At 67.7% G+C, this 23,222-nt stretch carries 21 protein-coding genes and 1 tRNA gene; 16 read left to right on the top strand and 6 right to left on the bottom strand.

What is annotated here, in order from left to right:
- Positions 1–563: 563 nt before the first annotated feature.
- From AB0F86_RS29190 to AB0F86_RS29170, 5 genes are all read left to right on the top strand, one after another.
- Entirely contained in the window at positions 564–1,148 is a 585-nt protein-coding gene (locus tag AB0F86_RS29190; protein WP_356984481.1) for a type II secretion system F family protein, read from the top strand.
- A 392-nt stretch (positions 1,149–1,540) separates the two neighbouring features.
- Positions 1,541–2,050: a type II secretion system F family protein gene (locus AB0F86_RS29185; RefSeq protein ID WP_356984479.1), complete on the top strand. Its 510-nt coding sequence runs from the start codon at positions 1,541–1,543 to the stop codon at positions 2,048–2,050.
- A gap of 72 nt (positions 2,051–2,122) precedes the next feature.
- A complete protein-coding gene (locus AB0F86_RS29180; protein WP_067495857.1) occupies positions 2,123–2,332 on the top strand; it encodes a DUF4244 domain-containing protein in 210 nt (69 codons plus the stop codon).
- A gap of 41 nt (positions 2,333–2,373) precedes the next feature.
- Positions 2,374–2,688 carry a TadE family type IV pilus minor pilin gene (locus tag AB0F86_RS29175; protein ID WP_356984478.1) on the top strand — a complete coding sequence of 105 codons (315 nt, stop codon included), beginning with the start codon at positions 2,374–2,376 and terminating at the stop codon, positions 2,686–2,688.
- Positions 2,685–3,242 carry an Rv3654c family TadE-like protein gene (locus tag AB0F86_RS29170; RefSeq protein WP_356984476.1) on the top strand — a complete coding sequence of 186 codons (558 nt, stop codon included), beginning with the start codon at positions 2,685–2,687 and terminating at the stop codon, positions 3,240–3,242. Before AB0F86_RS29175 ends, AB0F86_RS29170 begins: the two co-directional genes overlap by 4 nt.
- Before the next feature lie 297 nt (positions 3,243–3,539).
- Here the strand turns inward: AB0F86_RS29170 and AB0F86_RS29165 are convergent, their stop codons facing one another.
- Positions 3,540–5,930 carry a DEAD/DEAH box helicase gene (locus AB0F86_RS29165; RefSeq protein WP_356984475.1) on the bottom strand — a complete coding sequence of 797 codons (2,391 nt, stop codon included), beginning with the start codon at positions 5,928–5,930 and terminating at the stop codon, positions 3,540–3,542.
- A 434-nt stretch (positions 5,931–6,364) separates the two neighbouring features.
- Here AB0F86_RS29165 and AB0F86_RS29160 point away from each other — a divergent pair, with 434 nt between their 5' ends.
- The 6 genes from AB0F86_RS29160 to AB0F86_RS29135 all read left to right on the top strand — a co-directional run bounded on the left by AB0F86_RS29160 (position 6,365) and on the right by AB0F86_RS29135 (position 11,864).
- Positions 6,365–6,571, top strand: coding sequence for a cold-shock protein (locus AB0F86_RS29160; RefSeq protein ID WP_011206895.1), 207 nt, complete (start codon positions 6,365–6,367; stop codon positions 6,569–6,571).
- Positions 6,572–6,839: 268 nt separating this feature from the next.
- Positions 6,840–9,773, top strand: a complete 2,934-nt coding sequence (gene topA / locus AB0F86_RS29155; RefSeq protein WP_356984474.1) for a type I DNA topoisomerase — start codon at positions 6,840–6,842, stop codon at positions 9,771–9,773.
- A 34-nt stretch (positions 9,774–9,807) separates the two neighbouring features.
- Positions 9,808–9,969 (top strand): hypothetical protein, encoded by a 162-nt coding sequence (locus AB0F86_RS29150; protein WP_356984472.1) that lies wholly within the window; start codon positions 9,808–9,810, stop codon positions 9,967–9,969.
- Positions 9,970–10,146: 177 nt separating this feature from the next.
- On the top strand, positions 10,147–11,346 hold the full coding sequence (locus AB0F86_RS29145) for a DNA polymerase III subunit delta' (protein WP_356984470.1): 1,200 nt from the start codon (positions 10,147–10,149) through the stop codon (positions 11,344–11,346).
- 57 nt (positions 11,347–11,403) lie between these two features.
- Positions 11,404–11,476: transfer RNA gene (locus AB0F86_RS29140), tRNA-Thr, on the top strand.
- A 124-nt stretch (positions 11,477–11,600) separates the two neighbouring features.
- Positions 11,601–11,864, top strand: a complete 264-nt coding sequence (locus AB0F86_RS29135) for a hypothetical protein (protein WP_356984468.1) — start codon at positions 11,601–11,603, stop codon at positions 11,862–11,864.
- On the opposite strand, the gene AB0F86_RS29130 is transcribed toward AB0F86_RS29135, so the two are convergent.
- Positions 11,858–12,493, bottom strand: a complete 636-nt coding sequence (locus AB0F86_RS29130) for a hypothetical protein (protein ID WP_356984466.1) — start codon at positions 12,491–12,493, stop codon at positions 11,858–11,860. The genes AB0F86_RS29135 and AB0F86_RS29130 overlap by 7 nt on opposite strands.
- Positions 12,494–12,625: 132 nt before the next feature.
- Here AB0F86_RS29130 and AB0F86_RS29125 point away from each other — a divergent pair, with 132 nt between their 5' ends.
- Genes AB0F86_RS29125 through AB0F86_RS29115 form a run of 3 tightly spaced genes read left to right on the top strand, consistent with a single transcriptional unit; the run spans position 12,626 to position 14,999 of the window.
- Complete coding sequence (locus AB0F86_RS29125; RefSeq protein ID WP_225281414.1) at positions 12,626–13,198, top strand: helix-turn-helix domain-containing protein; 573 nt, start codon at positions 12,626–12,628, stop codon at positions 13,196–13,198.
- Positions 13,199–13,206: 8 nt separating this feature from the next.
- Positions 13,207–14,571: a prolyl oligopeptidase family serine peptidase gene (locus AB0F86_RS29120; protein ID WP_356984465.1), complete on the top strand. Its 1,365-nt coding sequence runs from the start codon at positions 13,207–13,209 to the stop codon at positions 14,569–14,571.
- 59 nt (positions 14,572–14,630) lie between these two features.
- Positions 14,631–14,999, top strand: a complete 369-nt coding sequence (locus tag AB0F86_RS29115; RefSeq protein WP_356984464.1) for a hypothetical protein — start codon at positions 14,631–14,633, stop codon at positions 14,997–14,999.
- On the opposite strand, the gene AB0F86_RS29110 is transcribed toward AB0F86_RS29115, so the two are convergent.
- Positions 14,996–15,886: a hypothetical protein gene (locus AB0F86_RS29110; protein WP_356984462.1), complete on the bottom strand. Its 891-nt coding sequence runs from the start codon at positions 15,884–15,886 to the stop codon at positions 14,996–14,998. The two genes, AB0F86_RS29115 and AB0F86_RS29110, sit on opposite strands and share 4 nt — an antisense overlap.
- Positions 15,887–16,033: 147 nt before the next feature.
- Positions 16,034–17,122 (bottom strand): alpha/beta hydrolase, encoded by a 1,089-nt coding sequence (locus tag AB0F86_RS29105; RefSeq protein WP_356984460.1) that lies wholly within the window; start codon positions 17,120–17,122, stop codon positions 16,034–16,036.
- Positions 17,123–17,312: 190 nt separating this feature from the next.
- Between AB0F86_RS29105 and AB0F86_RS29100 the strand changes: the two genes are divergently transcribed.
- Positions 17,313–17,768 (top strand): DUF2752 domain-containing protein, encoded by a 456-nt coding sequence (locus tag AB0F86_RS29100; RefSeq protein ID WP_225281409.1) that lies wholly within the window; start codon positions 17,313–17,315, stop codon positions 17,766–17,768.
- A gap of 38 nt (positions 17,769–17,806) precedes the next feature.
- Positions 17,807–17,992 (top strand): hypothetical protein, encoded by a 186-nt coding sequence (locus AB0F86_RS29095; RefSeq protein ID WP_067495829.1) that lies wholly within the window; start codon positions 17,807–17,809, stop codon positions 17,990–17,992.
- On the opposite strand, the gene AB0F86_RS29090 is transcribed toward AB0F86_RS29095, so the two are convergent.
- Both AB0F86_RS29090 and AB0F86_RS29085 read right to left on the bottom strand, forming a co-directional pair.
- Positions 17,977–19,308: a M1 family metallopeptidase gene (locus AB0F86_RS29090; RefSeq protein ID WP_356984775.1), complete on the bottom strand. Its 1,332-nt coding sequence runs from the start codon at positions 19,306–19,308 to the stop codon at positions 17,977–17,979. The two genes, AB0F86_RS29095 and AB0F86_RS29090, sit on opposite strands and share 16 nt — an antisense overlap.
- Positions 19,308–23,189, bottom strand: coding sequence for a Pls/PosA family non-ribosomal peptide synthetase (locus AB0F86_RS29085; RefSeq protein WP_356984458.1), 3,882 nt, complete (start codon positions 23,187–23,189; stop codon positions 19,308–19,310). The genes AB0F86_RS29090 and AB0F86_RS29085 overlap by 1 nt, the downstream gene beginning before the upstream one ends.
- Positions 23,190–23,222 lie beyond the last annotated feature (33 nt).

Here is a 23,222-nt window from a genome sequence, read left to right as displayed (position 1 = left end):
GAGCGATCTGCCCTCGTCGCCGGTCATCGGCGCCGGACGCACCCGACCTCGGTCCGCACCTTCCCGAGTGGCGAGACGAGGCGCGAGGACGCGCGTACCTCGGCCTGCTGCGTCGCCGCCTCGAGAAGCTCGTCGCGAGTTGTGCACAGAGCTCCCAAGGGTGACGTGCACAGAGCTCTCGAGGGTGAGTCGCCCACCGGCGCAACCCTGCAAGTGGATTCTCCTCGGTTGCCGCCGAACGGCACGTATGCGTATGCGGCTCCGTCGACGGGCGAGAGATGTTCAACCGATGTGGGCGCCTGTGGACAACAGCTGCTTGTCGAACGTGTTGTCGCGAAACGTGAGTGGAGGTGAGAGAGGTGGGCGTTGGACTGCTCTGCTGTGCGGTCGCGATGCTTGTGCTTCCGGTTTCGGGAGGGCAGCGGAGGTTCGGGCGGCTGTTCGAGGTGGGACAGCGGAGCCGGTTGCCGCGTGTGCCTGTGGAGTGGTGTGCAGGAATCCTGGTCGGGTGCGCGGCTTTCGGCTTCGGCGTCGGAACGGGGTCGGCCGCGCTCATGCTCGGTATGACTGTCGCTGTGCGCAATCGGCGCGGGCGGGCTGAGCGGGAGCGTCGGCAGGAATGCGCGCATCTGCTGGCCGGGCTGGAAGCTGTCGTCGGTGAGCTACGGGTCGGAGCTCACCCGAGCGCGGCGGCGGAATCGGCTGCGGGCGAGTCGCGGGGTGAGGCGGCGCGCGTGCTTGCGATCAGCGCGGGTCGAAGCCGTCTCGGTGGTTCGGGCGCCGATGGATTGGTGCATCCGGATTCCGTTGTCGCCGAGGAGCTGTCGCGGATAGCGACCGCCTGGCGCGTCGCCGAGCAACACGGCCTGGCGCTGGCCGAGCTCCTTTCCGCCGCCCGCACCGACCTCCTCGCCCGTACCCGCTTTCGCGACCGCACCGAATCCGCGCTGGCGGGCGCCCGAGCCTCCGCCACGGTCCTCGCCGGACTCCCGCTCGTAGGGATAGGACTCGGCCAGCTGATGGGTGCCGCACCCCTGTCCGTCCTCTTCGCTTCTCCCGCAGGTGAATTTCTCCTGCCCCTCGGCACCGCCTTGGCCTGCTGTGGACTGCTGTGGACGGATGTCATCACCCGAAGGGGGACGACATGAGCGTTCCGATGATTCTCGAGTCACTGCCGACTTGTGAACTGCTGTGGAGGGGTGCCCCAACCCAGGACGAGTGCACACGCGCGTTCATGTTCGCCGGGCGGGAGCCGGCCGCATGTGTTCGGCCGCCTGCGCGGGCCGACTCGAGCCGGAGTGCGCCGATCCGGCGAGGCGTGCACCGCCCACGCGCCGACCAGAGTCGGCCTACCAGCGGTTGCGGACTGTGCACAGAGCTGTGGATGGGTGTGGACGTTTGTCGATGTCGAGTGAAAGGGGTTGTTGTGCAGCGTGATTTCGGTGCGCCGCTACCGCTCGCGGTGCTGATTCTGGCTGTTGCACTGCTGGTATTGCCCGGGAGGGTGGCAGTCAGTCGGAGGTTGCGACGATTCGGACCTGTGGCGGCACTGGCTCCGGTGCGGCAGACGGCGAAGGCGGACCCGTTGGGGTCGGCTTCGGCATTCGATCTGCTTGCCGCGTGCCTGCGAGCCGGGCTGCCGATGGCAGCAGCCGCACGAGCCAGCGCTCCCACCGCCCCACCGGTCTTATGCGCGGCTCTGCTGAGGGCCGCCGATCTACTGGCGCTCGGCGCCGACGCCACCACGGCATGGGAGCGCGCCGCCGCCGACGCGGTCGGCTCCGCGGGTGCCGACGAAGTCGAGTCGCTGGCGCGGATGGCGCGACGCTCGGCCCGGTCGGGCGCTTCACTTGCCACCGCGGTCGCCGAATTGGCAACGCAGCGGCGCGAAGTGGTGGAAGACGCCGCCGTGGCACGTGCCGAACGTGCGGGCGTCTTGATCGGCGGACCACTCGGTCTCTGCTTTCTGCCCGCCTTCGTCTGCCTCGGGATCGTCCCGGTCGTAGTCGGTTTGGCGGGCCGGGTCCTCGGCAACGGCGGCCTGCCGTGAACGCCCGCCACACGGGCCACGAAACGTCACCGGGCGGATCGTCCGCGCGGTGGGAAATGAGAGGGGATCACGATGACGCACGTACGCACCGTCTGCCTGGAGGTCCGAGCCCGCTTCACCCGTCTGCTCTTCGACGACGCCGGGATGTCGACGGCGGAATATGCGATCGGGACCATTGCCGCGGCCGCCTTCGGCGCGGTGCTCTACGCGGTGGTCACGGGGGACAACATCGTCAACGCGCTGACGTCGATCATCGACAAGGCGCTCAACACAAGCGTGTAAATCGCTGTCGCGCTGTCGGTCTCGTCGATGATACGGGAGCGGTGACGGTCGAGGCCGCCATCGCCCTCGCCGCCCTCGTATGCGCGGTCGCTCTCTGCGTCGGCGCGCTGCTCGCGGCGTCGACCCAGGTGCGCTGTGTCGACGCCGCCCGCGAAACCGCGCGCCTGGCCGCACGCGGTGACACCACCCACGCCATCGCCGCAGGCCGCACCGTCGCGCCACCCGGGGCCACCGTCGAACTCCGTGAGGACGGCGACCGCGTCATCGCCACGGTCGCCGCGACCACCCCACTACTCCCCGGCCTGCACCTCCGAGCTGAAGCGGTAGCCGTCATCGAACCCGGATCCCAGCCATGACCACACCGATCCCTCCTCGGGACACGCCATCTATCGACCACCCGGCCTGTCCTATCTGCCCATGTGACTCAGGACCGATGCGCACCGCACTCGCCCAGGCTCTGCGTCACCCGAACGGCCAGGGGCCGCACAGCCGCCGTCTGGCCGGACCCCGGTGTGGCTCGGCCTCCCGCCACCGGCGGCGGTACCGGTCCGCAGCTTCGGGAGGCGACCAGGGTGGTGCGACAGTTTTCGCGTGCGTGGCGTTGGCGGGGCTGATTTGTTCGACCTTGATGGTGGGGCAGGTCGGTGCCGTGGTGGTGGCGCGGCATCGAGTGCAGGCGGCGGCCGATCTGGGGGCGCTGGCCGCTGCGGGTGCTTTGGTGGAGGGGGCTGAGGTGGGGTGCGCGGAGGCGGGCGACGTCGCGCGGCGGATGGGGGCGCGCGTGTCACGGTGCGAGGTGGCGCAGTGGGATGCCGTGGTGACTGTTGAACGGCAGGTGGGGCTCGGGGTGTTCGGTGTGCGGTCCGTGGTCGGCGCGGCGCGGGCCGGCCCGGTCGAGGAGAGCGGCTGATGCGACGCGTTTGCACAGGTCGGCGTGCTTCCGTGCTGAACTAACTCGAATTTACCGGAACGCCTCCTAGGCCATTTCCAGCGCTTTTATTGGAGGTGCCGCGAAAAAAATGAAACAAATGACGATGAACACGATCGATGCCTGATTGGCAATGTGTCAGTTAATGGAAGGAGATTCCTTTTTATTCTACCGACGAGTAACACTCAGGGCGTTAGGACTGGTCAGGGCAAATTCGGACAACTGACCAGTAAACTTTCGGTCGGGTGTAGCGGCGGTCACGATGGCGCGACGGCGGCATCACACCGTTGCGGAGCCGTCGGAATGGCCCGCGAGTTCGCCGAGAACCGCCACCAGCAGACGTTCGGCGGCCGCTTTGTCGAGCGGATTGTTGCCGTTGCCGCACTTGGGCGATTGCACACAGGAGGGACAACCCTCGTGGCACCCGCAGCTGCGGATCGCGTCGAGGGTTGCCGTCAACCACGCGCTGAGCTGGGCGAATCCACGCTCGGCGAAGCCTGAACCACCCGGCTGTCCGTCGTAGACAAATACCGTCGGCGCGCCGGTATCCGGGTGCTCGGCGATGGAGACACCGCCGATATCCCAGCGGTCACACCCCGCCACCAGCGGCAACATCCCGATGGCCGCATGCTCGGCGGCGTGCAGGGCGCCGGGAAGCTGGTCGTCGGTGATACCCGCGGCGGCGAGCAACCCCGGCGTCACGGTGTAGAGGACGGCCTTGGTGTGCAAGGTCTGCGCGGGCAGATCGAGTTCGACCTGGTCGAGCACCTCGCCGGTCACCAGCGTGCGCAGGTAGCCGATCACCTGGTTGGTCACCGCGACCTGCGCCGATGCCGTCGTAACCGCCCCGAATATCCGCTGTTCGAGCACCGCTTCGATGCTGATGGAGGTGACCTGTCTGGCGCTGGTCGTGAATCCGGGATCCACCTCGTTGACGAACGCGACCCCACCATCCAGGTCGAGTTCGTCGACCAGGTAGGTCTCGCCCTGATGCAGGTGCACGGCACCGTCGTGCAGGGTCGCCGGTGCCCGGCCGGCGTCGGCGGTGCCGAGCAACCGCCCGCTCTCGGCGTCGACGATCGCGATGGGCGTGCCGAGTCCGCCGCGCACATCGACGGCGTCGTGCGGGTGACTCTGCGCGGTCACATGCCAGCGCGCCGGCAGGCGCCCGGATCCGGGCCTGCGCCTGATCAGACCCTGTTCGGCCAGGTCAGCGAGTACGTCGGCGGCCCGGAGCTCGATCACCTCGGCATCGGTGAGCGGCAGTTCCAGTGCGGCGCACAGCAGTTGCGGTCCGAGGATGTACGGGTTGTACGGGTCGGTGATCGTCGCCTCGATCGGTCGATCGAGGAGGGCTTCCGGGTGATGCACGAGATAGCTGTCGAGAGGATCGTCGGTTGCGACGAGCACCACCAGCGAACCCTGTGTACGCCTGCCCGCCCGGCCCGCCTGCTGCCAGAAGGATGCGACCGTGCCCGGAAAACCGGCGATGACGACGGCATCGAGTCCGGCGATGTCGACACCGAGCTCGAGCGCATTGGTGCTCGCCACGCCGAGCAGATCGCCGCGCGACAGCGCCTGCTCGAGCTCCCGCCTGTCCTCGGCCAGATAGCCCGCGCGATACGCGGCGATGTGTTCTCGCAGCTCAGGCGCGGTATCAGCGAGGACTCGGCGCGCCTCGAGCGCGATCAACTCGGCTCCGCGCCGGGAACGCACGAAGGTCAGCGTCCGCGCGCCTTCGGCCACCAGGCTCGCCATGATCTTTGCGGCCTCGCCCGTCGCGGTACGCCGAACAGGCGCCCCGTTCTCCCCGGTCACCACGGTGCTCAACGGCGGTTCCCACAGGGCGACAGTGCGCGCGCCGCGCGGTGAACCGTCCTCGGTGACGGCGGTGACCGGCGCCCCCACGAGTCGGCTCGCCGACTCGGCCGGATCGGCGCTGGTGGCCGAGCACAGGATGAACACCGGGTCGGCACCGTAGAACCGTGCGAGCCTTCGCAACCTGCGCAGCACCAGCGCGACATGCGACCCGAACACCCCTCGATAGGCGTGGCACTCGTCGACCACCACGTACCGAAGGTTGCGCAGTACCCGTGACCAGCGCTGATGCGACCGAAGCACCCCGACGTGCAGCATGTCCGGATTGGTGAAGATCCAGCGCGCGTTGGCCCGAACCCACTGCCTGACCTCGGCGGGAGTGTCACCGTCGTAGCTCGCCGGATGGGCCTCGCGCAGCGGGTTGTCGTGGATCAGCGAGCCGACGGCCCGCAACTGATCAGCACCCAGAGCCTTCGTCGGGGACAGGTACAGGGCGGTCGCGCGCGGGTCGTCGCGCAGGGCGGTGAGGACCGGCAACTGGTATCCGAGGGACTTACCGGAGGCGGTTCCGGTGCTCACGACGACGTGTTCGCCCGCGGCGGCGAGCTCGGCCGTGCGCGTCTGATGCGCCCACGGCCGCTCGATTCCCTGTGCACTCAGCGCGCTGACCAGCTCCGACGGCACCCAATCCGGCCAGACCGTTGTATGGGCGGGCCGCGCGGCCAGCTGCGCGACGTGGGTCAACGGACCAGTGCTCGATGCCGCATCGAGCAGGACACGATTCAGCAACGATCGACCGTAGCTTTCGGCCGCGGACGCCGCGCGGAGCTCGGTCCGCCCTGTCGGATTCATCCGGTTGCCCTCTCATGCGACATCGGAAGTGTGAAACGTGTGTGTGCGCCGAGGGCCACCTGGGTTTTCGTAACCCAATAGCGACCTGGGTCACAGGAGGTTTGCTGGAAGCTCACCCGGTTATCCTTAAGCAAACAGACTGAAAGTACGGATACACCCAATCGTCCCCTTACCTGCGCATTCGCAAGATCAAGAATTTTGCAAATTGTCGGTAACTCGACTGTTGAATTGCTCGGAGACATGGTTCACTGGGTCTCGGTCGCAAGCTTCTGTGTTCGAGGTACGGATCCAAAGTCCAACCATCAGCAGGATCGATGTTGCGAACGCCGTGCTCAGGTTTTCCTTGCAGGGGGATCCAACAGTACAGCGGTCTCAACGGACCCGGTGGACGAACCCAGTTGTCCGCCGTTCCGGTAAGAAAGAGAAGGAACAGAATGGCACAGGGAACTGTGAAGTGGTTCAACGCGGAGAAGGGCTTCGGCTTCATCGCGCCCGAGGACGGCTCCGCTGACGTCTTCGTCCACTACTCGGAGATCCAGGGGTCGGGCTTCCGTACCCTCGAGGAAAACCAGAAGGTCGAGTTCGAGGTCGGCCAGGGCACCAAGGGCCCGCAGGCCACCGGCGTTCGCGCGCTCTCCTGAGCTGCGAAACACAACTACGCCCGTCCCCCACCCCCGTGCGCGGAGGTGGGGGACGAGCCATTTCCGGGTACGATCGGCCAGAACGGCAGACCCGGGACACGCGAGCACGCGCACCTGAAAACCCCGGCGCCAGCCGCCGACGGCGCTTCTTCCCATGGGCGCAGGGTATAAACGTCACTGGTGGCGATGTCGAACGTCGCGCCGTCTGCCCCAGCCGCGCTCCGAGCGGACCTCCCGAGGCGCGGATCTAGAAGGAAGGTGTTCGCCGGTGGCAACACGAGACCGCAGTTCAGCCGACCAGGGGCGACCCCTGCGTCGTCTCGTGATCGTCGAGTCCCCGACGAAGGCCCGCAAGATCGCGCCTTATCTCGGCCGCAACTACACCGTCGAAGCTTCCGTCGGCCACATCCGCGACCTTCCACGCGGTGCCGCCGACGTGCCTGCCAAATACAAGGGCCAGCCTTGGGCTCGCCTCGGTGTCGATGTCGATCACGACTTCGAGCCGATCTACGTCGTCAGCCCCGACAAGAAGGCCAAGGTCGCCGAGCTGAAGGGCCTGCTGGCCGACGCCGACGAGCTCTACCTCGCCACCGACCCCGACCGCGAGGGCGAGGCCATCGCCTGGCACCTGCTCGAAACGCTCAAGCCGAAGGTCCCGGTGCGCCGGATGGTCTTCCACGAGATCACCGAGCCCGCCATCCTCGCGGCCGCCGCCGACACCCGCGACCTCGACAACGACCTGGTCGACGCGCAGGAAACCCGCCGCATCCTCGACCGCCTCTACGGCTACGAGGTCAGTCCGGTGCTGTGGAAGAAGGTCATGCCGCGCCTGTCGGCCGGTCGCGTGCAGTCGGTGGCCACCCGGGTGATCGTGCAGCGTGAGCGTGAGCGCATCGCGTTCCGCTCCGCCGAGTACTGGGACATCGCCGCCAAGCTCGACGCGGGCCCCGACGAGAAGTCCGATTCCACCAACCCGCGTACCTTCGGCGCCCGCTTGGTGCAGGTCGAGGGCGCGCGCGTGGCGTCGGGTCGCGATTTCGGTTCCGACGGTCAGCTCAAGTCGGCCTCCGGTGTCGTGGTGCTGGACGAGGCCTACGCGCGCCGGCTCGCCGAGTCGCTCGACGGTGTCGACCTGGTGGTCAGCTCGGCCGAGGCCAAGCCGTACACCCGCAAACCGTATCCGCCGTTCATGACTTCGACGTTGCAGCAGGAAGCGGGCCGCAAGCTGCGGTTCACCTCCGAGCGCACCATGCGCGTCGCGCAGCGGCTGTACGAAAACGGCTACATCACCTATATGCGAACCGACTCGACCACGCTGTCGGAGTCGGCGATCGCGGCGGCCCGCTCGCAGGCCACCCAGCTCTACGGCGCGGAGTACGTGTCACCCACGCCGCGTCAGTACAACCGCAAGGTCAAGAACGCGCAGGAGGCACACGAGGCGATCCGTCCGTCGGGTGACACCTTCATGACGCCGGGGCAGCTCGCGTCGAAGGTCGACCAGGACGAATTCCGCCTCTACGAGCTGATCTGGCAGCGCACCGTCGCCTCGCAGATGGCCGACGCGCGTGGCACCACCCTCACCCTGCGCATCACCGGCACCGCACGCTCCGGTGAGGAGTGTGTGTTCTCCTCCTCGGGCCGCACCATCACCTTCCCCGGCTTCCTCAAGGCTTATGTCGAGAGTGTCGACGAGGAGGCGGGCGGCCAGTCCGACGACGCCGAGTCGCGCCTGCCCGCGCTCGAAGAAGGCCAGGCGGTCACGGCCGTCGAGCTCAACCCCGACGGTCACAGCACCAATCCGCCCGCCCGCTACACCGAAGCGTCGCTGATCAAGACGCTCGAGGAACTCGGCATCGGCCGCCCCTCGACCTACTCCTCGATCATCAAGACGATTCTCGATCGTGGGTATGTGTACAAGCGTGGCAGTGCGCTCGTGCCGTCGTGGGTGGCCTTCGCGGTGATCGGTTTGCTCGAGGCCTACTTCGGCAGGCTCGTCGACTTCGACTTCACCGCCGCCATGGAGGACGATCTCGACGCGATCGCCGGTGGCCGCGAGCAGCGCGGAAACTGGTTGTCCAGCTTCTATTTCGGTGGCGAGAACGGCGCCGAGGGTTCGGTCGCGCGTTCGGGTGGCCTCAAGAAGATGGTCTCCGTGCAGCTCGACGACATCGACGCGCGCGAAGTGAACTCGATCAAGATGTTCGTCGACGACGAGGGCCGCGACGTGGTGGTCCGCGTCGGTCGTTTCGGGCCGTATCTGGAGCGCATGGTCGTCAATCCCGATGACCCGGACGGTGATCCGATCTCGCAGCGCGCCAACCTGCCCGATGATCTGCCGCCCGACGAGCTGACTCCCGAGGTCGCCGAGAAGCTGTTCTCGACGCCGCAGGAAGGTCGTTCACTCGGCGTCGATCCGGCCACCGGGCACGAAATCGTCGCCAAGGAAGGACGTTTCGGGCCGTACGTCACCGAGATCCTGCCGGAACCGCCCGCGCCGGACCCGGCCGCCGCGCCCGCGAAGAAGACGACGAAGAAGACTGCGGAGGTCAAACCGCGCACCGGGTCGTTGTTCAAGTCGATGGATCTGTCGACGATCACGCTCGACGACGCGTTGAAACTGCTGTCGCTGCCGCGCGTCGTCGGTAACGACCCCACCTCGGGCGAGGAGATCACCGCACAGAACGGCCGCTACGGCCCGTACCTGAAGAAGGGCACCGACTCCCGTTCGCTGGCATCGGAAGAGCAGTTGTTCACCGTCACTTTGGACGAGGCGCTCAAGCTCTACGCCGAACCCAAGCGGCGTGGGCGGCAGGCGGCGAGCGCGGCACCGCTGCGTGAGCTCGGCAAGGATTCGGCCACTGACAAACCCATGGTCATCAAGGACGGCCGTTTCGGTCCGTACGTCACCGATGGTGAGACCAACGCGAGCCTGCGCAAGGGTGACGAAGTGGAGTCGATCACCGACGAGCGCGCCTCGGAGCTGCTGGCGGAGCGGCGTGCGCGGGGGCCGGTGAAGAAGAAGGCGCCGGCGAAGAAGGCGGCTAAGAAGACACCTGCCAAGAAGAACGCGGCCAAGTCGACGGCGACCAAGACGGCGACCAAGAAGACCACAGCCAAGAAGACGACCGTGAAGAAGACTGCTGCGAAGAAGGCCCCTGCCAAGAAGGCGGCAGCGAAAAGCGTTGGGGCGAGCGAGGACTGACGCGCGAGCGCCCTCACCCTGAATGGGTTCGGCGATGAAGCAGGCGATCGGCTTGGAGCAGTTCCATGCGGGTGCGCAGGGATTCGTCGGAAGACGCGTGGATGCGGACCGCGAGGAGCACGTTCTTCGACAGTTCGGGTCGTGGCGGCTGACGGTGATTGATGGCTCGACCTTCTCAACGGCTGGGCAGGACTGATTCGGCGCTCGGGGCAGCGCTCAGCGAGCGCGGCTGACGGTGTTCGGCGGTGTCGCCCGATCGCGGCGGTAACTCCGTGCGGCTGACGAGCGGCGGCCGCGAGCGGGTTCTGCGCCAGGGTGCGGCTGCCGGCCACCGCTCTCGAGGTTGTCGGTGCGCGCGACTAGGGTGTGTGCCGTGGCAGGAGTCTTCGATCGACTGGTCGGCCAGGACGTGGTCGAGACCGAGCTGACCGCTGCCGCCACAGCGGCAAGGGCTGGTGTCGTCACCGGTGCGATGACGCATTCCTGGCTCTTCACCGGGCCGCCCGGCTCCGGGCGTTCCATCGCCGCGCTGTGTTTCGCGGCGGCTCTGCAGTGCACGGACCCGGAGACCGTCGGCTGCGGTAGGTGCCATGCCTGCACGACCACGATGGCCGGAACGCATGGTGACGTGCGTCGGGTCGTACCCGAAGGCCTCAGCATCAGCACGAAGGAGATGCGCGAGATCGTGCAGGTCGCCTCGCGGCGCCCGAGTACCGGTCGGTGGCAGGTAGTCGTGGTCGAGGACGCCGATCGTCTCACGGAGGCGGCGGGCAATGTGCTGCTCAAGGTGGTGGAGGAACCGCCGGACCGCACGGTCTTCCTGCTGTGCGCGCCCTCGGTCGACCCCGAGGACATCTCGGTCACGCTGCGTTCGCGGTGCAGGCATGTGCACCTGGTCACGCCGTCGGTGCCGTCCATCGCGCAAGTGCTGAAAGAGCGCGACGGGCTCGATGCGAAGACCGCCGACTGGGCCGCTTCGGTGAGCGGCGGGCACGTCGGCCGGGCGCGTCGCCTGGCCACCGACGACGACGCCCGCAAACGCCGTCAGCGCGCCCTCGCCCTGGTCAAGGCCACCGAGCGCCCGGGTGCCGCCTACGCCGCCGCCGACGAACTGGTGAAATCGGCCGACGACGAAGCCAAACAGATGAGCTCCGAACGCGACGACCGCGAACGCGACGAACTCGCCACCGCCCTCGGTGCGGGCGGCACCGGCAAGGGTGCGGCCACGGCCACCCGCGGCTCGGCAGGCGTACTGAAAGAACTCGAACGCCGCCAGAAATCCCGCGCCACCCGTACCGGCCGCGACGCCCTCGACCGCGCCCTCATCGACGTAGCGGGCATGTACCGCGACGCCCTCGCCCTCCGCTTCGCCGGCCGAGGCGCCGCCATCACCCTCACCCACCCCGACATGGCCGACGAGATCACCGACCTCGCCGCCTCGGTCCGCCCCGAAGGCCTCCTCCGCAGCATCGACGCCGTCCTCGCCTGCCGCGAAGCCCTCGACCTCAACGTCAAACCCCGCTTCGCGGTAGCCGCCATGGTCGCCACCCTCATCGCCGCCCGCTCCACCTGACCACCCGTTTTCGCGATCCAGCCCCACTCGCGATAGACTCTCGTCGCCGAAAGGCACGCCGCCTTAGCTCAGTCGGTAGAGCGCTTCACTCGTAATGAAAAGGTCGGGGGTTCGATTCCCCCAGGCGGCTCCGAGGTCGAAGGCCCTTTCCGGGATCCGGAGAGGGCCTTTGACCGTTCTGACGTCCTGACGTCCGCATGGGAGCTTCGGCCCCTTCGCTACCGGGCCAGGAACTACCCGCTGGAGCCGCATCGATGATCCGCTACGAGGTGACCAACCGGGACGAACGGGATCAGCAGTGGCGGGTCGAGCCCTACGGAGATGACATCTACCTCGAGCCTGGCGACGCCATGACCGTGGAGTACGAGCATCCTGTCGACCTGGTCATCGAAGTGATCCTCTTCTCCGGCGGGCTTTCAGAGCTTTGGGTTCACGGCGACCTCGACCGCCGGAACAACCTGTTTCCCGACGACCTCAAACACAACGGCGACACTGTGTGGCCGCAAGCGAATCAATAGTCCCTTCGGCCAACTCGGGGGAAGATCAACGGAGCGGTCACGTCGAAGTTTCGATCGATCGCCTCGATTAGTTCGGTGCCTCTGCGGCCCAACCCGTTTCGGTCGGACCATCTTCGGACGCAGGACAGGAAGTCGACCAGATCGCGGTGAACCCCGTTGAGCAGCTCCGGCAATGCGTTACGCGCCACCACGATACTTTGTGCTGCCTGTCGGTTGGCGCCGCTGTCCTGCCACACGCGCAGCTCGTCGACACCGATCTCGACTTCAGGGGTCGGGCCGTGGCCTAGCCACGGCGGCGTTCCTGCGAGCACGTCGATCCACTGGCGCCAATCCTCCAACCCAGCACAACATCCCGGTACCACCACCGCGCCCCCAACTGTGTCGGTCAAGCGCAGGCCCCCGAGTTGGAGCAGTGTGTCCTCGGCCAGCAGAGCTGTCACCACCTCGTTTCGGCTGCCAGTGATCTCGAGCCCGCAGGTCAGCGCGCTCACGAATAGACCGACTTCGGCGTCCGAGCAACCACGATGAATCGGCACGAAGGAATATGGTTCAGCCGAGAGCACCGGCCAGGGCTGTGGTGGCTCGAGGTCGAAGTTCGGTACCTCGACGACAGCCTGCATCGTGATCACCTGGCTACTGAAGCAGACCCGACCTCGTACTTCCTCCGATTTATCTCGCGGTGCCCGAGCTTGCAACGCTGTCTAGGGGAGTGTGCATAGTTTTCTTTGCATAGATGAGTGTGCAAAGCCTAGTGTGCATGTATGGATGGTGTAGAACCCAGGGAGATTACGGATCCGGTGGCGCTCAGGGCCTTGGCGCATCCTTTGCGGCAGCGGATTCTGCGGGCGTTGGCGGAGAAGGGGCCGGCGACCGCTACGGGGCTGGCGGAGGTTTTGGGGGAGAACACGGGGGCTACCAGTTATCACCTGCGGCAGCTGGCCGAGCACGGGTTCATCGAGGAGGCGCCGGAGCTGGCCAAGGGGAAGGAGCGGTGGTGGCGGTCGCCGCCGAAGGATCTGCGGTATCGGCTGGACAAGTCGCAATCGCCGGAGATGCGCGAGCTGCTGGAGGGGTTGGTGGCGCAGCACATCGCTGAGGATGTCGAGCTGTTCGGGCGGTTCCAGGCCGAGCGGGACAGGCTCGGCGAGTGGGGTGACGTGATGCCGTTTTCACGCGGGGCGATCTATGCGACGCGTGAGGAACTCGACGCCTTCTGCGAGGAGTATCTCGCGTTGCTCAAACGCTTTCAGGCCACGCACGCCGAAAATCGGCCTGGGGCGCGCCGGGTGCTGACCCGTTTCATCGCGTTCCCCGCACCGGGGATGGACGAGTAGGAACCCGCATGATCACCCGAATCATCCTGCTCACCAGCATGATCGCGGCTCTCATCGCCTTCGCGCCGACAGCAGGCGCCGACGAGACAACCACCACCGGCATCACCTTCACCCGCTCCGACGGCACCACAACCACGGGCACCGTGCATGCCCCGGTGGGTGCCACCGGGCTACCGGGAGTCGTCCTCGTGCACGGATCCGGCGATGGACGCAGTCCTCAATACACGCAGATCGCAACTGCTTTCGCACGTCAAGGCATTGTCACGCTCCGGTACGAGAAGCGAACGGAGGACTACACACCGGCGCACCGCGACTACTCGCTGCTCGCCGATGACGCCCTCGCGGGTGCGGCGGCCCTGCGCGACCGACCCGAAGTGGACCCCGCCCGCGTGGGTCTGTGGGGTTTGTCCGAAGGTGGTTGGGTTGCGCCGCTCGCTGCTTCGCGTTCGCAGGACGTCGCATTCCTGATCGTCGTCGGTGCGAATGCCGGTGCCCCGGCGGCGCAGCAGGCCTGGGCGAACGAGACCAGGTTCGGGGCTGCGGGCGTGCGCGGTTCGATGGTGGATACGTTGGGTCGCAACGCGATTCGTGTCAGCGCGGCCGCCGGTCTGTTCGCCCAGGCGTACTACGATCCGGTGCCGGTGCTGGAAACCATCGGGCAGCCGGTGCTCGCCATCTGGGGCGACAAGGACCGGCTCACCCCACCCGGCGACAGCCTGCGCGGGTTCCGCGACGCCTTCGATCGAGTAGGGAAAACCGACTACGCCCTGCGCACGCTGACGGATGCGCAGCACGGCGCCTTCACGACCACCGACGGTTTCGACAAGGGTGCGGACCTGGCGCCCGGATACCCCGAGCTCGTGGGCGACTGGGTGAAAGGCCTGCCCGGATCAGCGGGCAAGCACTCGGATGAACCTGCCCCTCAAGCACATTCGGTGACAGCGCTGGAACCACAGGCGTGGTGGGAATCGCCGACGGCGTTGTCGGTGCTCTTCCTCGGTACCGTGTTCGCCCTGCTTGGCTACGCGTTCACCGGATTTGCCAGTACCTGGCGTCTGCCGCGAGCCGGAGTCGCACGCCTGCTGGTGACAACAGCGGGGACAGGCATCATCGGCACGATCGCGCAGGTGCTGTACGTGGCGTCGACCAGGGCGACCTCGTTCGGACCGTTGCTGTTCGGTCGCACGCTGCCCTGGCTGGCCTTGCAGGTGATCGCGGTGTGTGCGGTGTGCTCGCTGGTCTACCTCATCGCCCGACGCAGGGCCATACTCGAGGGCGCGGGAAAGGGTGCGCGCGTCCGATGGGTACTGGTCGTCGTCGGCGGCATCGGATTCACCCTGTGGGCCCTGTACTGGGGACTGCTGTCGCCCTGATGTGTAACAACGCTAACGATATGCCCGACTGCTATATAACGAGCCAAGGGAGATTCCGTATGAGGAAATCAGTGATCGCGGCAGTTCGCCTCACCGCTGCCGCAGCGTCGGTGGTGGGGTTCTCGGCTGTTGTCGGTTCCGGCGCCGCGCACGCGGGCCCACAGGGCTGTGTTGTCACCCGCGATCTGGTCGGCGCTTCGGTCAGCTGTCATGACACCGGTGCACCCGCGAGTCGCGAGTACAGCCTGATCGTCGAATGCTGGGGACTGGCCGGCATCCCGAATGCGTTCCCGCTCATGGGAATCGGGCCCTACCAGGGCTCGTGGAGCGGCGCGATCAAGGCGACGGGGCAGGGATCGGCTTCGTGCATCGGGCCCTACAGCATCGGGACCGCGACCAACGCCTATGTCGTGGTGTATCGCGACTAGGAACGCAGCGGCCCACCGAGGAGTCTCCAGACCGTTTCGCGTTCCTCGGTGAGGTCGATGTCGGTGCCTGCGAGGGCGGCCAGCAGGTGGGTGAGGGGCCAGGTTTCCAGGTGGGCGTAGCGGGCGGAGTAGATGCCTACCTCGGTCAGGTGGTAGGCATCGGAGTGGTCGAAGAGGGCGTAGGTGATGATCTGGTACAGGTCGTTGCTGGTCAGGGCGTCGGAACGGATGCCGGTGCGTTGATTCTTCGGGCCCAGATGTGTTTTCAGGTCGAGCAGGGTGTGGGCGCTGATGAGGTCGGCGTCGGCGTTGCACAGGACCGATGCGTCGAACGTGGGGCCGGGGTATGTGGGGGATCCCAGGTGGGGGAAGAGGTGTTCTTCGGCGAGGCCGCGCAGTTCCCAGAGTTGGCGGATCGCGTCGGGTGGGGCAAGGGCAAGCAGGTGGTCGGGGGTGAAGCGGCCCGTTCTGAGCAGGTTGTCGAGGGCGGATTCGCGCAATAGGCCGCGGCGGTACACATCCGTGCACAGGGCCAGTGCCCAGCAGGCGCGGCCGAGCCGGTCGACGTCCTCGGCTGTCGAGGCGACCGCGGCCTGGGCGGTCTCGATCACCGATTCGATCACCGCCGACTCCTGCGGGAAACCGAAGAAGCCGAGTAGCGGCAGCACCGGCTCATGGTCGGGGACGAGCAGGAACCGGACCTCGAAGTCGAACGCTGCGCCCAGCGTGGCGGGGTTGGCGCCGCCCGTGTCGACGAGCAGCGGCCCGGCCGCGCGACGATAAGCACCCTGCACGGCGCGGGTATTCGGATAACGGCTGTGCAGGTACTCGCGCAGCGGCGAGGTCTTGTCGCGCAGTGCCGCGGACAGATTCGTGTAGACGTACATCAGCCCTCCGAACAGTCGGGCGAGTCATCTCGATCATGCCAGAGCCGGGACCTGAAAAGGCCCTCGACCGCGACGGTCGAGGGCCTTCGGTGGCGGGTCCTCCTGAGCCGATCGCCGTTGATCGGACTCAGGAAGAGCAAGCTCGGGTCAGCTCGTGGCGGTCGCGCCTCGGGTGAACCGAGAGTTCGTGGCAGTGCGCAAAATTCGGCGCAGGGCGGTGTCGAAGGCGTCGGTGTCTTCGATATTGCTGAGGTGACCGTGCGGCAGGACGTGGAAGTCGGTCAGGTGGCCGGAGCGGCGCAGGACCTCGACCATGGGCCGTGACATGCGCGGCGGGAGGAGGCGGTCCTGGGCGCTGGCGATCACCGTGGTGGGGACCGTCAGGTTGGCGGTGCCCGCGGTGAGGTCCATGTCGGCCATGGCCGCGGCGTGCCGGGCGCGGGCGAGCGGACGACACGAGCGGATGATGCCGATCGCGAAGTCGATCTCGTCGGCGGTCGCCGCCGGGGTGAGGATGCGGTAGCGGAACACCTGCTCGGTGAGCCAGCCGCCGGGAATCGGGACCGGCGTGAACAGCACGGTTTCGCTGATCTGCTGCGGCATCCGAATCGGTGCACCGAGGATGGTCACAGGGGTGGTGGCGACGGTGAGCTGCTTGTTGAGCAGCGGCAGCAGGTCGGTCTCGGCGCGGATGTCGGAGTTGGCGGTGTTGGCCAGCAGCACGGCGGCGGCTCGCTCGGTGACCTGCTCCGGATGATGCTTGGCCCAGGCCTGAATCGTCAGGCCGCCCATGCTGTGACCGGCGAGTACGGCCTGCTCACCGGGGCGAAGGGTCGCTTCGAGGACGGTGGCGAGGTCGTCGGCGAGCGTGTGCTCGCTGGGGGCCGCGGTGCCGAGCGTCGATTCGCCGTGGCCGCGCTGGTCGTAGGCGACCACGCGATAGCTGTCGGCGAAGGCGCTGATCTGCGGGTTCCAGTACTCGATGCTGCACGCCCAGCCGTGGATGAGCACCAGCGTCGGTGCGGTGTCGTCGCCGTAGACGTGCACCCGGAGCTCGGCTCCGTCGGCGGTGGTGACCGGGACGACCCGGTGCGGGGCGGCGGGGGCGTTGAGTTTCGTGGTGGCGAAACTGCGGGTACGCAGCCCGGCACGGAACTGGGCGGTCAGTGCGCCGGACTCGAAACTCGAGACCGTGGAACGCGCTGCCGCGAGCGTCATCATCGACTTCGCAAGCATATCGGCACTCCTTTGTGTCGTAGGCCACCGTACAGTGCGAGCTTGCGTGCTAGCTAGTGTTAGCGGGTCAGAGTGTCCCATTTGTTGCCGAGTGGGTATCGACACCCGCTTACCTTGTGAAATCGTCCGAGGCGGCCGGGGAATTACAGGCGTTGTGGCGGCCCCCAGCGGGCCCCGTTACCGTAAGAGGGTGGACAACGCGCACGTCGCGACCGGGATTTCCGGCGCAGCCAGCACCCCGGCGCCGGCCTGGCGACGGTTCGCGCCGCCGCTGATCGCCGCAGGTCTCGGGATCGGCACCCTGGCTCTGCTGCATTTCCGCGACCCGCACGTGGAGGGTTCCTACGGCCTGTGCCCGGTGTACGCGATGTTCGGGGTGTACTGCCCCGGCTGCGGCGGGATGCGCGCGATGCACAACCTCACCGACGGCCGCATCATCGATTCCCTGCACAGCAACCTGCTCGCGCTGCCGCTGACCCTCGCGTTCGCGGCCTTCGTCGTCGACTGGTTCCTGCGCGCCGGACGCGGGCAAGGCTGGCGGTTACCCGGCCTGAGTCCGGTGACGGTGTGGACATTCTTCGGCCTGCTCATCGGGTATTCGGTGCTGCGCAACACCCCGTGGGGAACCTGGCTCACGCCCGTCTGAGGCTGGCGTGCGCGCGGGTCGACGGGCAACCTGGAACTATGCGCGATTCACTGAAGGACCGGGTCCGGCAGAAGTTGCAGCGTCATCTCGCCGAGGACGGGCCCGACCCCGAGCAGGACGACAACCGCCACATCTCGGTGGCCGACGATCTGGAAGCACTCGAGATGGTGCCCGCCGACGACCCGCTCGTCGAGGAATTAGCCCAGCGCTACTTGGTGTTCTGAGGCAGCTGCGGCAACGGCTTGGTGCCCAGCCACACCGCGAACAGCCCGCGCAGCGGCGCGACGCTGTAATGGCCCGCGAGGTCGACGAAGTCCTCGGTGGTCACCGACGAATGCCGGTAGCGCGCGGTCCATTCGCGGATGAGCTGGAAGAACAGGTGGTCGCGCAGTTCCAGGCGCAACGCGTGCAGGGTGAGGGCGCCGCGCTTGTACACGCGGTCGTCGAACATGTCCGCCGGGCCGGGATCGCCGACGATGATGTCCTGCGGTTGGCGGGCGAGGTTCGCGTGCGCGGCGCGCGCCAACTGATCGGCGCCCGGCCCGCCGGAGGCCTCCGACCAGAGCCATTCGGCGTAACAGGCGAAGCCTTCGTGTAGCCAGATGTCGCGCCACTGCCGCAGGGTCAGGCTGTTGCCGAACCACTGGTGTGCCAGTTCGTGGGCGACGAGTCGTTCGGCGCCGCGCCTGCCGTCGCAGTGGTTGGCGCCGAAGATGGAGATGCCCTGTGCCTCGATCGGGATGTCCAGGTCGTCGTCGGTGACGACCACGCTGTAGTTCTCGAACGGGTACGGCCCGAATTTCTCGGTGAACAACGCCATCATCTGCGGCTGGCGCGCGAAGTCGTGCTCGAAGTTCGTGCGCAGGCGCGGCGGGACGATGGCCTGCATCGGCACCGGCTCGCCGGGACTGCCCACGCGGTACTTGCGGTAGTTGCCGATCTGGATGGTCGCCAGGTAGCTGGCCATCGGTTCGGGTGCCTCGTACACCCAGGTGGTCTGGCTCGCCTTGGCCTGTTTACGCATCAGGGTGCCGTTGGCCAGTGCGTAGTACGGGCTGTCGGTGGTGATCGAAATACGGTAGGACGCTTTGGAACTCGGGTGGTCGTCGCAGGGGAACCACGACGCCGCGCCGTTGGGCTGGCTGGCAACCAGTGAGCCCTCGGTGAGTTCCTCCCAGCCCACCTCGCCCCACGGACCGCGCACCGGTTTCGGCGTGCCCGAGTAGTGGACAGCGATCTCGAGCACCCCGCCCGCCGGGATCTTCTGCTGCGGGGTGAGCGCCAGCTTGCCGCGCTGATGACTGAACTTCACCGACTTGGACCCGTTGACGAACACCTTCGACACCCCGAGCGCGGGGGACAGGTCGAGGGTGAACGACGAACGGACCTCGGTGGTGACCGCGATGATCACCGCGCGCCCGGCCAGCCGATTGCTGGCCGGTTTGTAGCTCAGCTCCAGCTCGTAGCGCGACACCCGGTAGCCGCGATTGCCGTTCTGCGGGAGGTAGACGTCGATCGGGTCCTCGTAGAACGAGCGCATCAACTGGCCCAGGGCGTGATGGGGTTGCCCCACCAGCGGGTCGAGGGCGGAACCACGTCGCCGCGCATGACGAGCGAGGCCGGTCCGATGGTGGCGCCCGCGCCGATGTGGGCGGCGGGCAGGGCGACGCAGTGCGGGCCGAGGGTCGCGCCGGCGTCGAGGGTCACCGTGTCCATGGACATGATGCGGTCGTGGAACAGGTGGGTCTGCACCACGCAGCCGCGTTCCACGGTCGCGCCGTCACCGAGTGTCACCAGGTCTGCCTCCGGAAGCCAATAGGATTCGCACCATACCCCTCGGCCGATCTTGGCACCGAGTCCGCGCAACCACAGATTCATCACCGGGGTACCCGTGGCGGCCCGGGCGAACCAGGGCGCGGCGACGGTCTCGACGAAGGCGTCCGACACCTCGTTGCGCCACACGAACGAGCTCCACAGCGGATGCTCCACGGCCCGGATGCGGCCTACCAGCAGCCATTTCGCGGCGACGGCGATCATGCCCGCCACCGCGCCCGCCACCATCAGCACCAGACCCGACAGCAGCGCCGCGACCAGATAGTCGCTGTGCTGGGCGATCAGGGCCAGGGTGAACAGCACGCCGAGGCCGATGGCGAAGGTCACCATCACCGGGATCAGCCGGCAGGTCTCCACGAACGCGCGCGCGAGTTTCAACCGCAGCGGCGGGTCGAAAGTGCGAGAGGTATCGGAGGATTCGGCCGCGCGCCGCAACCGCACGGGCGGGCTGCCCAGCCACGACGACCCGGCCTTCGCCTTGCTCGGCGCCGCCGACAGCACCGCGACGAGCCCGTTCTTCGGCACCCGGCGACCGGGCGCCGTCATCCCGGAATTGCCGAGGAAGGCGCGTTTTCCGACCTTGGCCTCGCCGATGCGCAGCCAGCCGCCGCCGAGTTCGTAGCTGCCGATCATGGTGTCGTCGGCCAGGAACGCACCGTCGGCGACCACGGTGAACTTGGGCAGCAACAGCACCGTCGAGGCTTCGACGTTCTTGCCGATCCGCGCGCCGAGCAGCCGCAACCAGATCGGGGTGAGCAGGCTGGCATACAGCGGGAACAGGAAGGTTCGGGCCGAGTCGAGCAGGCGTTCGGTGGCCCACACCTGCCAGCCCGTGCGGCTGCGCACCGGGTGGTAGCCCTCGCGCAGGCCGATGCCGAGCAGGCGGACCGCGATCACCGTCGCCACCGCGTACACACCGAGGCTGAGCAGGGTGGCGACCGGCAGGATCGCGAAGCCGCGCAGGGCGGCGGCGCCGATGGTGGTCTCCTCGCGGACCCACCAGGCGATGAACGTGCCGCCGACGGCCAGGCCGAGCACCGGCATCGCGGCGAGCGCCATCGACGACAGGCCGAACACGATCAGCCAGTGCCTGGCGCGCTCGGGGGAGTGGTCGGGCCAGCGACGTGGCGCCTTACCGGTCTTCGCCGCCGGTGAGCCCGCCCATTCCTGTTCGCCCTTGACCTTGCCGGACACCGCCGAACCGGGCGCGATCTCGGCCCGCTTACCGATCTTGGTTCCGGGCAGCAGGATCGACCTGGCGCCGATCACCGCGCCGTCGCCGATGGTGATGCCGCCGATGTGCACGCGGTCGCCGTCGACCCAGTAACCGGACAGGTCGACCTCGGGTTCCACGCTCGCGCCGTCACCGAGTTCGAGCATGCCGGTGACCGGCGGCAGGGAGTGCAGGTCGACGCCCTTGCCGATCTTGGCGCCGAGCGCCCGCGCGAACGGCACCATCAGCGGTGCGCCCGAAAGACTTTCGGCGCCACTGGCTTCCGAGAGCCGCACGGCCGCCCACAGGCGAAGATGCACCCACGAACCGCGCGGGTAGGTGCCGGGGCGCAACCCGGCGAGCAGCACGCGGGCACCCGCAACGCACAGTGTCATCCGGCCGATCGGAGAGATGAACAGCACGAACGCCAGCACGATCCACCACCACGACAACCGGGGCAGCCACGGTAGCGAACCGGACCAGCCGGCGATCGCCGACACCACCGCCAGCCAGGTGACCCACTGCAACCCGGTGAGCGTGGTGAGCGGGATGGTGGCCAGTACTTGGGTGAGCTGAGCGCGCAGGGGAGTCGGTTCAACCACCCGCGCGTCGACGGCGGCGACAGGGGCGCTGCCGTCGAGGTACTGCACCAGCGAACCAAGGCGCGGATGATCGTAGAGATCGGCCACGGTGACATGCGGATACCGCTCACGCAGCGCGCCGACCAGCTGGGCGGCCGAGAGCGAACCGCCGCCCACATCGAAGAAGTCGGTGTCGAGATCGGTGACCTCGGCGCCGAGAATGGCGTCCCACAGTCCCGCGACCCAGGCGGCGGTGCCGCTCAGCCCGTGGTCGGCGGTGTCGTCGGTGCTCGGCAACGGCCACGGCAGAGCGTCGCGGTCGACCTTGCCGGAGGTGCGCGTCGGCAGGTCTGCCACCACGGCGAGGCGCGGGACCAGCGGTGCCGGAAGTTGTTCGGCCAGCATCTTTCTGGCCTGTTTTGCGTCGAAATCCGGTCCGGCGCCGGTGAGGTAGCCGACGAGGATCTTGTTGCCCGCCTTGGTGGTCCGGATCGCGGCGGCCGCACCGCTCACGCCGGGCAGATGCTGCAGGGCATTGTCGATCTCGCCGAGTTCGATGCGGCGGCCACCGATCTTGATCTGATCGTCGGCGCGGCCGAGGAAGATCAGGCCCTCGGGGTCGTTGCGCACGAGATCGCCACTGCGATAAGCGCGTTCCCAACCGAGCGACGGCAGCGGTGCGTACTTCTCGGCATCCTTGGCCGGGTCGAGGTAGCGGGCCAGGCCGACACCGCCGATCACGAGTTCACCGGTTTCGCCCGTCGGTACCGGATTGCCCTGCGGGTCAACGACAGTGAGGTCCCAGCCGTCGAGCGGCAGACCGATGCGCACCGGCATTTCACCGGTGAGCAGCGCCGCGCACGCGACCACCGTCGCCTCGGTGGGGCCGTAGGTGTTCCACACCTCGCGGTCGGCACCCGCCAGACGTTCGGCCAGCTCCGGCGGCACGGCCTCGCCACCGAAGATCAGCAGCCGCACCGATTCCAGGGCATCCGAGGGCCACGTGGCGGCCAGTGTCGGCACTGTGGAGACGACACTGATCTCGCGGCGCATCAACCACGGCCCGAGGTCGGCGCCGGTGCGGACCAGGTCGCGCGGGGCGGGAACGAGGCAGGCGCCGTTGCGCCAGGCCAGCCACATCTCCTCGCAGGAGGCGTCGAACGCCACCGACAGGCCTGCCAGCACACGGTCGCCGGGGCCGATCGGGGCGTCGCGCAGGAACAACCGGGCCTCGGCGTCGACGAAGGCGGCGGCGTTGCGGTGGGTCACCGCAACACCTTTCGGGGTGCCGGTGGAACCGGAGGTGAAGATGATCCAGGCATCGTCGGCGGGAGTGGGCAGGGTGTGCGGATCGCTGTGACCGTTGCCCGCGACGGCGGTGTCGGACTCGATGCCCGCGGCGGTCGCGATCGCGCTCACCCGCGCCTCACCGAAGACGAGCCGGGCACGTTCCTCCGGATCGTCGGCGTCGACGGGCACGTAGGCGGCACCGCAGTAGAGCACCGCGAGAATGGTGACGTACAGCGCGGCGCTGCCCGAGGGCATCCGCACGCCCACCCGGTCGCCCGGGCGGACCCCGGCCTCGGCGAGCTCGGTCATCCTGGCTTCGATCGCGGCGACCAGCTCCATGTAACTGAGCACGGTCGTGCCGTCGTCGATCGCGGGCGCGTCGGGGTGGGCCAGGGCAGTGCTGGTGAGAATGTCGACCAGGGTGCGTGGCGGCGCGGCCAGATCGGCGCGCAGCAGCGGATCGTGCCGCCGGTTCGCCGGGCCCTCGGTGCGTGGCTCGAGCATCGTGCTCAGTCCACCTCTCATCGGTTGACCCCC

This window comes from Nocardia sp. NPDC023733 (genome assembly GCF_040639775.1).
Lineage (GTDB): Bacteria > Actinomycetota > Actinomycetes > Mycobacteriales > Mycobacteriaceae > Nocardia > Nocardia rosealba.
Note: the sequence above shows the minus strand (reverse complement) of the source record. Positions and strands in the feature narration are given on the sequence as shown.

What these genes read in the sequence shown, in the direction of transcription:
- AB0F86_RS29190 (WP_356984481.1), top strand. Translation starts at nt 564, where the DNA reads ATGACTGTCGCTGTGCGCAATCGGCGCGGGCGGGCTGAGCGGGAGCGT.
- AB0F86_RS29180 (WP_067495857.1), top strand. Translation starts at nt 2,123, where the DNA reads ATGACGCACGTACGCACCGTCTGCCTGGAGGTCCGAGCCCGCTTCACC.
- AB0F86_RS29170 (WP_356984476.1), top strand. Translation starts at nt 2,685, where the DNA reads ATGACCACACCGATCCCTCCTCGGGACACGCCATCTATCGACCACCCG.
- AB0F86_RS29165 (WP_356984475.1), bottom strand. Translation starts at nt 5,930, where the DNA reads ATGAATCCGACAGGGCGGACCGAGCTCCGCGCGGCGTCCGCGGCCGAA.
- AB0F86_RS29160 (WP_011206895.1), top strand. Translation starts at nt 6,365, where the DNA reads ATGGCACAGGGAACTGTGAAGTGGTTCAACGCGGAGAAGGGCTTCGGC.
- AB0F86_RS29150 (WP_356984472.1), top strand. Translation starts at nt 9,808, where the DNA reads ATGAAGCAGGCGATCGGCTTGGAGCAGTTCCATGCGGGTGCGCAGGGA.
- AB0F86_RS29135 (WP_356984468.1), top strand. Translation starts at nt 11,601, where the DNA reads ATGATCCGCTACGAGGTGACCAACCGGGACGAACGGGATCAGCAGTGG.
- AB0F86_RS29125 (WP_225281414.1), top strand. Translation starts at nt 12,626, where the DNA reads ATGGATGGTGTAGAACCCAGGGAGATTACGGATCCGGTGGCGCTCAGG.
- AB0F86_RS29120 (WP_356984465.1), top strand. Translation starts at nt 13,207, where the DNA reads ATGATCACCCGAATCATCCTGCTCACCAGCATGATCGCGGCTCTCATC.
- AB0F86_RS29115 (WP_356984464.1), top strand. Translation starts at nt 14,631, where the DNA reads ATGAGGAAATCAGTGATCGCGGCAGTTCGCCTCACCGCTGCCGCAGCG.
- AB0F86_RS29110 (WP_356984462.1), bottom strand. Translation starts at nt 15,886, where the DNA reads ATGTACGTCTACACGAATCTGTCCGCGGCACTGCGCGACAAGACCTCG.
- AB0F86_RS29105 (WP_356984460.1), bottom strand. Translation starts at nt 17,122, where the DNA reads ATGCTTGCGAAGTCGATGATGACGCTCGCGGCAGCGCGTTCCACGGTC.
- AB0F86_RS29095 (WP_067495829.1), top strand. Translation starts at nt 17,807, where the DNA reads ATGCGCGATTCACTGAAGGACCGGGTCCGGCAGAAGTTGCAGCGTCAT.
- AB0F86_RS29090 (WP_356984775.1), bottom strand. Translation starts at nt 19,308, where the DNA reads ATGCGCTCGTTCTACGAGGACCCGATCGACGTCTACCTCCCGCAGAAC.
- AB0F86_RS29085 (WP_356984458.1), bottom strand. Translation starts at nt 23,189, where the DNA reads ATGCTCGAGCCACGCACCGAGGGCCCGGCGAACCGGCGGCACGATCCG.